11 protein-coding genes and 5 tRNA genes are annotated in these 12,842 nt (G+C 34.1%); 9 read left to right on the forward strand and 7 right to left on the reverse strand.

The window, feature by feature from the left end:
- Positions 1–63 precede the first annotated feature (63 nt).
- A complete protein-coding gene (locus tag GXW81_RS02145) occupies positions 64–834 on the forward strand; it encodes an NUMOD4 domain-containing protein (protein ID WP_161530998.1) in 771 nt (256 codons plus the stop codon).
- A 55-nt stretch (positions 835–889) separates the two neighbouring features.
- On the opposite strand, the gene hflX is transcribed toward GXW81_RS02145, so the two are convergent.
- Positions 890–2,110, reverse strand: coding sequence for a GTPase HflX (gene hflX / locus GXW81_RS02150; RefSeq protein WP_161530999.1), 1,221 nt, complete (start codon positions 2,108–2,110; stop codon positions 890–892).
- Between the two features lie 16 nt (positions 2,111–2,126).
- Entirely contained in the window at positions 2,127–3,314 is a 1,188-nt protein-coding gene (gene mnmA, locus GXW81_RS02155) for a tRNA 2-thiouridine(34) synthase MnmA (protein ID WP_161531000.1), read from the reverse strand.
- A 146-nt stretch (positions 3,315–3,460) separates the two neighbouring features.
- On the opposite strand from mnmA, the gene GXW81_RS02160 reads away from it, so the two are divergent.
- The 3 genes from GXW81_RS02160 (at position 3,461) to feoB (ending at position 6,418) form a co-directional block, all read left to right on the forward strand.
- Complete coding sequence (locus tag GXW81_RS02160) at positions 3,461–3,997, forward strand: hypothetical protein (protein WP_161531001.1); 537 nt, start codon at positions 3,461–3,463, stop codon at positions 3,995–3,997.
- Positions 3,998–4,092: 95 nt separating this feature from the next.
- Positions 4,093–4,344, forward strand: coding sequence for a FeoA family protein (locus GXW81_RS02165; RefSeq protein ID WP_161531002.1), 252 nt, complete (start codon positions 4,093–4,095; stop codon positions 4,342–4,344).
- Between the two features lie 34 nt (positions 4,345–4,378).
- Positions 4,379–6,418, forward strand: a complete 2,040-nt coding sequence (feoB, locus tag GXW81_RS02170) for a ferrous iron transport protein B (protein WP_161531003.1) — start codon at positions 4,379–4,381, stop codon at positions 6,416–6,418.
- Positions 6,419–6,690: 272 nt separating this feature from the next.
- Here the strand turns inward: feoB and aat are convergent, their stop codons facing one another.
- Positions 6,691–7,374 carry a leucyl/phenylalanyl-tRNA--protein transferase gene (aat, locus tag GXW81_RS02175; RefSeq protein WP_161531004.1) on the reverse strand — a complete coding sequence of 228 codons (684 nt, stop codon included), beginning with the start codon at positions 7,372–7,374 and terminating at the stop codon, positions 6,691–6,693.
- Between the two features lie 72 nt (positions 7,375–7,446).
- Positions 7,447–7,827, reverse strand: a complete 381-nt coding sequence (locus GXW81_RS02180; protein WP_154137456.1) for a DUF3127 domain-containing protein — start codon at positions 7,825–7,827, stop codon at positions 7,447–7,449.
- A 250-nt stretch (positions 7,828–8,077) separates the two neighbouring features.
- Here GXW81_RS02180 and GXW81_RS02185 point away from each other — a divergent pair.
- The 4 genes from GXW81_RS02185 (at position 8,078) to GXW81_RS02200 (ending at position 10,091) form a co-directional block, all read left to right on the forward strand.
- A tRNA-Leu gene (locus GXW81_RS02185) sits at positions 8,078–8,159 on the forward strand.
- A gap of 6 nt (positions 8,160–8,165) precedes the next feature.
- Positions 8,166–8,238, forward strand: a tRNA-Gly gene (locus GXW81_RS02190).
- 10 nt (positions 8,239–8,248) lie between these two features.
- Positions 8,249–8,332, forward strand: a tRNA-Leu gene (locus GXW81_RS02195).
- A 136-nt stretch (positions 8,333–8,468) separates the two neighbouring features.
- Positions 8,469–10,091 carry a S41 family peptidase gene (locus GXW81_RS02200; protein ID WP_161531005.1) on the forward strand — a complete coding sequence of 541 codons (1,623 nt, stop codon included), beginning with the start codon at positions 8,469–8,471 and terminating at the stop codon, positions 10,089–10,091.
- A gap of 62 nt (positions 10,092–10,153) precedes the next feature.
- Here the strand turns inward: GXW81_RS02200 and GXW81_RS02205 are convergent.
- From GXW81_RS02205 to GXW81_RS02215, 3 genes are all read right to left on the reverse strand, one after another.
- Positions 10,154–10,228: transfer RNA gene (locus GXW81_RS02205), tRNA-Val, on the reverse strand.
- A gap of 3 nt (positions 10,229–10,231) precedes the next feature.
- Positions 10,232–10,309 (reverse strand) — tRNA-Val (locus GXW81_RS02210).
- Between the two features lie 34 nt (positions 10,310–10,343).
- Entirely contained in the window at positions 10,344–11,591 is a 1,248-nt protein-coding gene (locus GXW81_RS02215; RefSeq protein ID WP_161531006.1) for a folylpolyglutamate synthase/dihydrofolate synthase family protein, read from the reverse strand.
- A 61-nt stretch (positions 11,592–11,652) separates the two neighbouring features.
- Here GXW81_RS02215 and GXW81_RS02220 point away from each other — a divergent pair, with 61 nt between their 5' ends.
- Positions 11,653–12,801 (forward strand): hypothetical protein, encoded by a 1,149-nt coding sequence (locus tag GXW81_RS02220; protein ID WP_161531007.1) that lies wholly within the window; start codon positions 11,653–11,655, stop codon positions 12,799–12,801.
- Positions 12,802–12,842: the final 41 nt, after the last annotated feature.

Raw genomic sequence — 12,842 nt, forward strand, 5'->3', positions numbered from 1 at the left:
CTGAAAAATATTTATGGTACACTATTCATAAGGAGTTTTCCGTTATACAGATAGTTGAAAAATATGAACAATAACGAGTTTGGTAAAGAAGTTTGGAAGTCTATTGAGTTTGATTTTGAATTTACTAACGATTGTAGATTTGAAGTCTCTAACTTAGGGAGAGTAAGAAGTTTTAATAAAGTTTCACAAGGTAGAATTTTAAATGGTTCTACCACTGTAGGGTATAAAATACTTAGACTAAAACTATACAGACCAAGAACAGAAAAAGAGCAACAAAAGTTTGATGAACTTAAAGCAGAAATCTCAAACCTATACAAGAAAAGAAGGGAGTATATAAAAAAGTATAATGATATAGCAAGCTTTGAGGCTACAACACTATTGCTAGAAAAAAAGAAGAAACAGCTAAGTCAAAAATTAGCAAGAAATTTAAAGAAGCGAACCATTAACCATCATTTTTTAATACATCGTTTAGTAGCGGCTTATTTTCTACCTAAGCCAAAATTAGAGGAAACTGTTGTAGGACATTTAGATTTTGATAAAACTAATAATACGGTGGGTAATCTTAAATGGATGACTCCTGAAGAAAATCAAGCTCATCAAAATAATAGTCCTAAAGTAATAGCAGAAAGAAAGTGGCGTAAATACAGAGGAAGCAATCGTACAAAGGGAATGAAATTAACTTCTACCCAAGTTATACATATCAAAACTCAACTGAAAAGAAATCGTCCAGTTAAGCAAATTGCAAAGCAGTTTGATATTTCAACTATGCAAGTTTGGCGGATTAGAAGCGGAGAAAATTGGGCTCATATCAAAATTCCAGAATCACATAGTTAAAACATACTTTTAATAAAAAACTCGTTTTGAAAATCATCAAAACGAGTTTTTTAGTTTATTCTTCTATTTCGGCATCATTGTCATAATACTGAAAGAGGAAATCATTATAAGGAAATCTAGAAATATGTATACGATGAACTTCGTCATAGATAAGTTTTTTCATCTCTGGGAAGTTTTCCTTCGTTAATGCAGAAATAAACACGGTCGGAAATTTAGATTTAGCCATCCAAGTTTTTTTCCATTCGTCTAGCGATATGTTTTTCTTGGTAGAAGGCGTTAAATCATCTTCGTCTTTTTTTTCATAGGAGAAGTCATCTATCTTGTTGAAAATCATAATAGCAGGCTTTCTATGAGCGTCTATTTCCTGTAAAATTTGATTTACAGAGTCTATATGGTCTTCAAAACTCTCGTGCGAAATATCCACAACATGCACCAATAGGTCAGCTTCTCTCACTTCGTCAAGTGTGGATTTGAAACTTTCCACCAGTTGAGTAGGAAGTTTTCGGATAAAACCAACGGTATCTGTCAAAAGGAAAGGTAAGTTGCCAATCACTACTTTTCTTACCGTGGTGTCTAGTGTTGCAAAGAGTTTGTTTTCTGCAAATACTTCCGATTTGGATATGGCATTCATTAGAGTAGATTTGCCCACATTGGTATAGCCCACCAAAGCCACACGCACCATTTTTCCTCGGTTATTTCTTTGGGTTGCCATTTGTTTATCAATGGTCTTTAGTTTTTCTTTTAGTAAAGAAATTCTATCTCTAATAATTCTTCGGTCGGTTTCAATTTCGGTTTCCCCAGGTCCACGCATTCCGATACCACCACGCTGACGCTCTAAGTGTGTCCACATACGAGTAAGTCTAGGGAGTAGATATTCGTATTGTGCAAGTTCTACCTGTGTTCTAGCATAAGAGGTTTGAGCTCTTTGTGCGAAGATATCCAAAATCAAATTCGTACGGTCTAGGATTTTCACTTCCATTTCCCTTTCAAGATTTTTAAGCTGTGAGGGTAAAAGTTCATCATCAAAAATAACTGTTCCTACTTCGTTTTCCTTTACAAAGTCTCTTATTTCCTCCATCTTTCCTTTGCCTACAAAGGTTCTAGAATCTGGTTGAGAGAGTTTTTGGGTGAAACGTTTTTCTACCGTAGCTCCTGCAGTATAGGCTAAAAATTCTAGTTCGTCCAGATATTCGGTGAGTTTATCTTCGTCTTGGTCTTTGGTAATTAAGCCTACCAAAACGGCTTTTTCATATAAATGTTCCTTTTTTTCTAACATAAATCTAATTCTTTGATTAAGAAATTACACCGCTCCCCACTAATTCATCTTCTAAATACCATGCGACAAATTGCCCTTCTGCTACGGCAGATTGTGGGTTTTCAAATTCTATGTATAGCCCGTCTTCGTATTTGTGTAAGGTAGCTTTTTCCAATGGTTGGCGGTAGCGTATCCTTGCCATCACTTCCATAGTTTCGTTGTTTTTTAGCTCTAAATCTTCTCTTACCCAATGAATATCGTTAGGCTCTATCTTGATTACCTTTTGGAATAAACCTGGAAAATTTTTGCCTTCTCCCACAAAGATGAGGTTTTCTTTAACATCTCTAGAAATGATAAAACAACTCTCCTTATGTCCACCAATGCCTAGACCTTTACTTTGCCCGATGGTGAAAAATTGAGCTCCTTGGTGTTTACCAATACTCTTACCATCGGATTTTTTATAGGTGATTTTTTTTGAAAGATATTTTAACTCTTCGTGCTTATCAATAAAGTGAGGAAGAGATTGATGATAGGCTTTAAAATCTTTAAAGATTTCTATAATTTCGCCTTCCTTAGGTTTTAGCTGTTGTTGTAAAAATTGAGGCAGACTTACCTTTCCTATAAAGCATAACCCTTGGGAGTCTTTTTTGTTAGCAGTTACTAGTCCTATTTCTTTGGCGATTTCTCTTACTTCTGGCTTAGTAAGTTCTCCAATGGGGAATAGTGCTTTAGAAAGTTGCTCCTGATTGAGCTGGCATAGGAAATAGCTTTGGTCTTTGTTACGGTCTTTCCCCGCTAAAAGATGGTAGGTGGTAGTTCCGTTCTCATGATCTGTGGTGCTTAGCCTTGCGTAATGCCCAGTAGCTACCTTGTCTGCTCCTAAAGAAAGAGCGGTTTTCATAAATACATCAAATTTGACTTCTCTGTTGCATAAGACATCAGGGTTAGGAGTTCTTCCTTTTTCGTATTCTTCAAACATATAATCTACAATACGCTCTTTGTAGAGTTCACTCATATCTATTACTTGAAAAGGAATGCCTAGCTTTTGGGCAACCAATAGAGCGTCATTACTATCCTCAATCCAAGGGCATTCATCTTCTAGCGTTACCGAAGCATCGTTCCAATTTCTCATAAATAAGCCGATAACTTCGTGCCCTCGTTGCTGCAAAAGGTACGCCGCTACACTGCTATCTACACCGCCTGATAAACCTACAACTACTTTCATTTTAGTGATTTAAAAATTATAATTATTTCACATATAAATCCGAAATAATGCTGCAAAGTTACAATTTTTAACCTTGTTTTTAGTAAAACGAAAATGCCAGCACGAAATTTGTAATGTTGAGATATAAATTAAATTTCTTAAATATTATGAAGTATTTATTAGCTCTAGGGTTAGGTGTAGTTTCAGTATTTGGTTTTTCTCAAATTCAAACTGCTAAAAGAATAGATTTAGGTAACAAATGGACTTTTGGCGGATATGCAGGGCTTGGTGGTGCTTTGAGTGGTGGAGGTAGAGCTACCTCATTATTTGTTTCTCCTAGAGTGGGGTATATGGTGTCTCCTAATTTTGAAGTAGGTATGGCGAGTAATCTTACATGGACTAATGCTTCTAGTTTTTCTAATACCATGATTGGTGTAGGTCCTTTTGCTAATTATTATTTTGATAGGAAATTTTTTGTGCAAGGTCTATATCAACATCATTTCATCAATCTTAAAAATAAGATAAATAACGAAAAATATTCAACAAACGAACCTGCTTTGTATCTAGGAGGAGGTTATATGCAACGCTTGGGGAATAATGCTTATATGCAAATAGGAGGTATGTATAATGTGCTTTATAACAAAGATAAAAGCTACTTTAGTAATGCTTTTGTGCCTAATGTTGGGATAGTGTTTGGGCTGTAAATTGCTTTACTGATGATTATCATTTTGGTTTTAGTATAAATTATTATTTAGATTTGGTTTAAATAATTATATTTGCAGTCTAAAACTGAAATCTATTGAAATCCACAGCAGAAGATAAATTAAATATCTTTCCCAAGCATACTTATGGTAGGGTTTTGGGCTATGATGATAGCCAATTAGAAATGCCTACAAAAATTATGGAAATGGGGTTGCTACCCGATACTGTATTTAAAGTGCTTTATCAAGCTCCTTTCAATGGACCTTTATACATTGAGTTTGGAGAGGAAAAAAATCGTATCGCTCTTAGAGAAGAAGAAGCGGCTTATATTCTAGTGGCACCAATGTAAAGTTTTAGGAGACTTATCAAAACTAAAATATCCAATGATGAAGGAAGATAAGACCACCAAAAAAGTACTCTTAGTAGGAAATCCTAATGTAGGGAAATCTACTATATTTAATAAACTTTGTAATCTTCAGCAAAAAACAGGTAACTATGCTGGGGTTACGGTATCTAGCCATTCGGGGACTTATATTTTTAATAACGAAACAGTACAAGTTACAGACTTGCCTGGGGCTTACAGTATCTATCCTTCATCAGAAGACGAGGCGGTTTTTAGTCAGTTTCTCCTTAGTAATAGAGAAGATTACTCTGGGATTATTTATATTTTAGAGGCAATTAGTATTAAAAGAGGATTGCTATTATTTCAGCAGATACAAGATTTGGGTATTCCTGTTGTGTTGGTGGTTAATCAGATAGACCAAGCAGAGAAAAGAGGTGTTAAAATAAACATTAATTTGCTTGAAGAAAAATTAGGAGTTAAAGTTTTAGCTACCAACGCTAAAGAAAATGAAGGTATAGATAATATTAAAGAAGCTGTTTATCAAAATTTATTTAGTGTTTTAAAAGAAAATGCTTTTAAGATTCCTAGCGAGCAGTCAGGTTTAATACATAAATTATCACTTCAAATTCAAGAAAACAATCATTATAAAGTATGGACTTTGTTAGCGTCTGAGGAATATCTTGGAGAAGTTAAAAGTATTAAACAAAAGCTTGATAGCAAAGATACTAAATGTGTTATTCCTAAAAGATTACAGGTTAAAGAGACGATAAGGAGATATCAAACAATAGAGCCTATTGTAACTGAGGTTATATCTAGAACTCCTCAAACAACAGAGAGTTTTACCGAAAAGCTGGATAAATTGCTGGTGCATAAAGTTTTTGGGTATCTTATTTTTGGGGTTTTATTGATGATTATCTTTCAAAGTGTATTTTTTCTTGCGGATTATCCAATGACATGGATAGATGAAGCTTTTGCATGGTTGGCAGAAAAATCGGCGGAGATATTACCAGAAGGACCAATCAATAGTTTAGTTTCTAGTGGGATAATACCAGGGCTTGGTGGCATTATTATCTTTGCACCACAGATAGGTATTCTTCTCTATTTTCTCTATTTGCTGGAGGATTCTGGCTATATGGCAAGAGTGGTTTTTCTTATGGATAGGCTATTGAGACCTTTTGGGCTGAATGGTAAAAGTATCGTACCTTTAGTCTCTGGGACGGCCTGTGCGATACCCGCAATTATGTCCACCAGAAATATTGAAAATATTAAGGAACGCCTCATTACTATTTTGGTAACACCGTTTATGACTTGTGCTGCAAGGCTGCCAGTGTATAGTATTATTATTACCTTAGTTATTCCAGACAACTATTTTCTAGGTGTGAGTTATAGAGCGATGGCACTTATGGGTATGTATCTTTTAGGCTTTGTTACGGCTCTTTTAGCATCTTTAGTATTGAAAAAAATTATTAAGACAAAAGAAAAGTCTTTCCTTGTTATGGATTTGCCTACTTATAAAGTGCCTCTTTTTGGGTATGATTTAAAGTTGGTTTTAGGCAAAGTTTGGGATTTTATTACAGGAGCGGGTAAGGTTATCTTTTCGGTGAGTATCATATTGTGGGTTTTAAGTTATTTTGGACCAAAGCAATCGGCAGATGAATGGATAAGTACCGATGTAGCTTTAGAAAACTCTTATCTTTCTAAAATGGGCAAAGCAATAGAGCCAGCGATTAGTCCGTTAGGATACGATTGGAAAATGGGCGTAGGGATAATCACTAGTTTTGCAGCAAGAGAAGTATTTGTGGGAACAATGTCTACCCTGTATAGTTTAGATGAAGATGTGGAAGAAGGTACTATTGTCCAGAAAATGCAACAAGATACAAAGGCTAACGGAGAAAAAGTATTTAGCTTTGCTACTGGGCTTTCCATATTATTATTTTACGCTTTCGCGATGCAGTGCATCTCTACTATAGCAGTGGTTTATAGAGAAACTAAAAGCTGGAAATGGACTTTGATTCAAATCGTAGGAATGTCAGGATTGGCATATGTAGCATCTTTAATAGTGTATCAAATATTCAAGTAAACTAAACTATGGATACACTTTGGTTACAATATGTTATTATTTTACTTGTTTTTTTAATAGCGAGTTATTCTCTTTTTAAAGTGGTAAAAAAAAGTGTTTCTCCTACCAAATTCAAAAGCAAACGAACCCATTGCGACAAAGATTGTAGCTGTTCTTGAGTTATTTAAGTGTTAAATAAAATTTATTTTTAAGAAAAAATAGCGAAACTATTGTTTTGTATTGATTAAAGTAGTAAATTTGCAGTCTTTCATTTTTACTTTTTATTAGATTTATTAGGATTGCTGTGTGTAACTGTTTAGTTCACACAGCTTTTTATTTTTAATTTGAGGGTCTAAAATATCAAGGAAAATCTCCTTTCTTATGAGTGTCGCTCCAAGGCTTTCTAAATGTTGGGAGTAGACCTGACAGTCTATTAATCTTACTTGGTTGCAATATTTCTCTGCAAAATAGATAAGTCCAGCTTTAGAGGCGTTGCTTACCTTACTGAACATACTTTCTCCACAGAATATATTATGAATCATGATACCATAAAACCCACCGGCGAGAATGTTATTCTGATAAACTTCTATACTTTTTGCAATACCTAGTTGGTGTAATCTAAGATAAGTTTCTATCATTTGCTCAGTAATCCAAGTTCCGTCTTGTTCGGAGCGTTTTATGTGAGCACAATTTTTAATAACGGCTTCAAAGTTGTGATTTTCTTTAAACTCAAAACAATTACTTTTCATAATTTTCCTCATAGATTTAGATATTTTTATCTGTCTAGGAAATAGAACAAATCTTTCTAGCGGAGACCACCAAAGAATTTCTTCTCTTTCATTAAACCATGGGAAAATGCCATTTTGATAAGCTAATAGTACTCTTTTAGGAGAAAGGTCGCCACCAATAGCTACAATGTCTTCTTTTTGATAATAGGGATTAGGAAAAACGATAGTTTCTTTAGGTAAAAGAATCATAAGGAGTAAGGGTTGAAATAATAATCCCACCTATTTAAAATGGTGGGATTGTATTAGATGATATTATTTTAATTAAAATGGTAAATCGTCATCTTCGTCCTCAAAAGGATTTTCGTTAGATGATGAGGTTGTTTGTGGAGCGTTCATAGCTTGTGTGGGTTCGTTTTGATAGCCAGAACCTTCGGTTTTTTCTATTCTCCAGCCAACGATAGAGTTAAAGTATTTTACTTCACCTTGAGGGCTTGTCCACTCTCTACCTCTAATGTTGATGCCTATTTTTACAGCATCACCTTCGGAAAAAGGTTCTAAAGCATGAACTTTTTCTTGTAAAAATTCTATATTGATAGGTTGTGGGTATTGTTCTTGGGTTAGTAAAACTAATTCTCTTTTCTGAAACCCACTTGGAAATGTTTGTGTTTCTCCTATTTTTTTAATTGTACCTTGTAACTCCATTGTCTTGAAATGTATTTTAAATAGACCGTAAAGATAAGAATAAAAAATAAATATTTCATAAAATTCGGTTTTTAGCTTTTCTTTTTATTGTCTATTTATATTGATTATCAAATCAGTAAAAATAATATTGTAAAAATTAACAAAAAAACTTGGATAGAATTGAAAAAAGTTTCTATATTTGCAACCACAAAAGAGGAGTTATCTCTTCTTGAGTAGAGTAAAAGTTTTTACATAGTTTTTTTAAACACCTGCGGATGTGGTGTAATTGGTAGCCACGCTAGACTTAGGATCTAGTGCCGAGAGGCGTGGGGGTTCGAGTCCCTTCATCCGCACTGTTTGCGAAAATAGCTCAGCTGGTAGAGCGCAACCTTGCCAAGGTTGAGGTCGCGGGTTCGAACCCCGTTTTTCGCTCTGTCTATATGCCCTGGTGGTGGAACTGGTAGACACGCAGGACTTAAAATCCTGTGCCTCTTTTGGCGTGCGGGTTCAAGTCCCGCCTGGGGTACTAAACCGTTGTTAATCTCTTTTGATTTTCAGCGGTTTTTTTTGTTTTATAGGAATTTTTTTTCAACTATACTTCTGTTTTGTTACTTCTCATCGTGAAAAAATTTTACATTTGTTTTCTTTAAGAAAGCAAAGGTATGAATTCAAAGGTAAGTTATATTGTATTACTAGTGATTGTGTTAGTGAGTTGTAATTCGTTAGATAGATATAATCGACGTATAGAAACGCCTATTCCCAAAGATAAATTGATAAAGGATATTAATTATGTGGAAAGGGTTTTGTTTAAAAATCATCCTAAAATAGATTGGTATATAGAGCAAAAAGCATTGCATTATTCTTTTGATTCTTTGAGAAGAACTATAGATAGACCGTTAACTCCAAAGGAATTTTATTTAAAAATAACACCTGTGGTGGCCAAGATAAAACAAGGTCATATCACGATGAAGCCTCTCCTTAAAACTTATTCAAGTTCAGAAAGAAGTAAATACAAGGAATCCAAAAATCCATTGAGCGGGTTAAGCTATTATTACGAAAATGGGCGATTGTTTATAGAGAAAAATACAAAAAAAGAGGCTGATGTTCTTCTTAAAGGTATGGAAATTGTTTCGGTTAATGGTATAACTCCTCAAGAATTATATAAAAAATATAAAGCAGGACTTACCTCAGATGGTTATAATCAAACCTTTATCCCTTACTATTTTGCGGGTATGGTTAACCGTTTTTATCTAAATGAGTTAGGTTTTGTAGATAGTCTAGAGATAAAAGCAAAATGTGCAGATAGATTGGTGATTTTTAATGCTAAAAGAGAATTTAAGAAGATTGTTCACAAAAAGTTAGAACCTAAAGGGCAGATTAAAGACTCTCTTTCTAAAGTTAAAAAAGAGATTGAACATTTAACGAAAGAAGAAAAAATAGCCAACAGATTAGAACAAAGAAAAGTCAATAAGAAAAAGAGAATTTACGGTTATGATACTGATGAGAAAGTTTATATAAACGATTTATCTTTTCCTGTAAAAGGTGATTCTAGTATAGCGGTTCTTAAAATTAGAAGTTTTTCTTCAGGTCGTAAGAAGGCTTATGACGAAATTTTTAAGATATTAAAAGAGCGTGAAGTTAGACACTTAGTGTTAGACCTTAGAAATAATTTGGGAGGTCGTATTTCTCAAATATACCACTTATCAAAATACTTGTCTCAAAAGGAGTTTCGTATGGTTGATGACCCCATAGTAACAAATAAAATGGTGTATCTTAATTACTTTAGAGGCGGGAATATTGTGAGTAAAATATTGCTTTCTCCCATTACTATTCCTCTTTTTCTTAAAAATACAATTTCTACTTATAAAGATGCTAACGGATACTGGCGTACTCCAATTAAACAATCTCGAAAAACACAGCCTAAAGCACTTAATTATACTAATAAAGTTTATGTATTAATCAATGGTAAAAGTTTTTCTGCCTCTAGCATTATTAGTGCGTATATCAAATCTTTGCCAAATGTAACTTTAATAGGAGAGGAGACAGGTGGAACGCATAATGGCACAGTGGCTGGTATGATGCCTAGATTTGAATTACCATATTCAAAACTCAATATAAGATTTGGATTACTTAGTATAGAGCCTACTTATAAAGTGGATAAAGAGGGAAGGGGAGTAATGCCTAATATTGAGTTCAAAGAAAAAGCAGAAAATGTTATAGAAGAGGATGATAGAATGTTAAACTTTGTGCTTTATGATTTAATTCCTCGTACTTTTTCTTTGTGATGTTAAGTGTCTTTATGGAAATAAAAAAAATCTCACATTGTTGTGAGATTTTTATTTAAAAGTGGGTTCTGAGGGATTCGAACCCCCGACCCTCTGGGTGTAAACCAGATGCTCTGAACCAACTGAGCTAAGAACCCTTTTGGTGGGCGGTGAGGGATTCGAACCCCCGACCCTCTGGGTGTAAACCAGATGCTCTGAACCAACTGAGCTAACCGCCCCAAATTTCTCATTTGAGTGGTGCAAATATACGAGTTATTTATTAACTGGCAAATTTTTTTCTAAAAAATCTCCTACAACAAAGTTGCTTCCACCAATGAAAATCATCTCATCTGCTTTGCAGAGGTGTTTCGCGGCATTGTAGCCTTCATTTACATCGTCAAAAATTTGATAGTTTAAACCCTTGTTTTGGATTAAATTCTCGTAGTTTTTGGGGTGAAGTCCTCTGTTTATTTGAGGTTTTACAAAGTAATAATGGTCTTTGGGTGAGGTTAAATCAAATACGGGTTCTATTTTTTTATCATTTACGAAGCCTATCACAATATGTTTTTTCTTTGATATGGCATTCAGTTGTTTAAAAACTTCGGTTAAACCAGCGTGGTTGTGTCCTGTATCGCAGATGACGAGAGGGTTTTTAGAAACTTCAAACCACCGCCCCATAAATTTGGTGTTATTATGTACATTAAGCAGTCCATTCTCAATAGATTGGTCAGAAATTTGGAAGCCTAATTTTTTTAATTCTTGTATAATCCCTATTACAACACGAATGTTTTTCTTTTGGTAATCTCCTTTTAAATCGGTTTCGTATGATGTTGCTATGGAAGTGGCGTCTATGAAATTAGCCTCCTTGGATTGTGCTTTTTTTTGTATTACTTTTTTTATTTCTGGCTGTTCTTCGCCGCAGATGATGGTGGTTTTTGGTTTAATGATTCCAGCTTTTTCTGTAGTGATTTCTTCCAATGTTTCTCCTAGAAGGTTTTGGTGGTCTAGTGCAATGTTGGTAATGGCGGACACTAAAGGAGAGATAATGTTAGTAGCATCTAATCGTCCTCCGAGACCGACTTCTATAATGGCAAAATCTACCTTTTGTTCATAAAAATACTGAAATGCCATTATGGTGGTAAATTCAAAAAAGGAAGGTTTGATATCCTTAGGGAGATTTTTCAGTTTATTTATGAAATTAAAAACGAAGCTCTTATCTGCGTTGGTGCCATTTACTTTAATTCTTTCTGTAAACTCTATAAGGTGCGGAGAGTTGTAAAGCCCTACTTTATAACCTTGCTCTTGAAGTATGGAAGCTAACATATTGCTCGTAGAGCCTTTGCCATTAGTTCCACCTATGTGTATTGTTTTTAATTTGTTTTGAGGGTTTCCAAAAAAATCGCAAAGTTTTTTTATATTGTCTAGTCCTGGTTTGTAGGCTTTTTGTCCATCTATTTGGTAGTTGGGCATTTGTGTAAACAGCCACTCCAAAGCACTTTGATATTCTTCTGTATTGAACATGATTTATTTTTATCCAAAGATAAACATTTTATACTTTTGCGATTGACTTAAAAGTGAGAGTATGGTTTTAAAAAGTTTGAAAAATCTATTTAAAAAATCTAGGATTAACTCTGAAAGTGAAAATAATATGACTTTAGAAAGTTTTAAAGCTCTTCCTGATATTGTACGATTTATGGAGGAGCCTGACCGCCATTGGCAACAAAGCGTAAAGCCTAATTTATCTCAGTTTAAATCGGATATATTGTTGGAATACCTCAATTATCCTTCGTCTTTTACAAGTGGTGATCCAGAATATGATAAAGCAAGTCTAAAAAAGATAAAAGCTAAAAATATATTTGAGCCATATGAGAAAACATTTTTAGAGCCTTTTGATATTGGCTGTTTGTCGGATGAGGATAAAAATAATAATGTTGAATATAGTTTGATTGTAATGCATTGTACCATTCCACCAGTTGGCAAGTTCAAAAAGCATTTTACAGCACAAAATCTGATGTTCTTTTTGATTCCATCGTATTATGAAGATGGAACAATGAAGGTAACTGTTTTTTACCATGTAGAGCAGTGTCTTTCTACACTTGAAACAATTACTCATGCTAAAGTTCTTGTTGAGGATACTCAAGATGAATATGAAAAGCACTACATTAAATTTTTCACTGAGGCTATAGAAATTGTTTGTAATGAGTTTGAGATTGCTACGGTGAGAAACCAAGGGGAATTTGTAAAGCAAGTAGAAAAAGATTCAGGAAAACTACTGGAAGAATTTATAAAAATTGTTGGTTTGAAGGGCTTTCGGAGTGAAGAGGAGATAGAGGTGTTTAAACAAAATTGGCACTTAATTCAAGAAAACCCAGAAGAATACAAAGAGATGCTTGTGGAGGAAGGTTATTTTGATGAGGATTCTGAGGTGGATATACCTTATTTTACTCAACATTTGTTATCTGAGTTGTTATTGACTTTCAATTCCGATTGGAAAGTGGATTATGATGATTTAAGTGAGTTTATTTCCGAAGAAATACAGCAAGAATTTACTATTAAAGATAAAGAAATGTGGCAGATTGCAGAGAAAATAGAAAAAGAATCTGACTTTACAATGCTAAATATTGATACACAGATGGATAGTTATTCGCTTTTTATTTGCGAAAAGTCAGAAAAAGAGAGGATTTTGGAAATTGCAAGAAAGTTAGATTTTCCTATTGAAGCTCATTTTTAGCAAATAGGTAAACAAAATTTATAGAACGGATAGATAAAACT

Origin of the sequence: Riemerella anatipestifer (genome assembly GCF_009932355.1) — a bacterium.
Classification (GTDB): domain Bacteria; phylum Bacteroidota; class Bacteroidia; order Flavobacteriales; family Weeksellaceae; genus Riemerella; species Riemerella anatipestifer_E.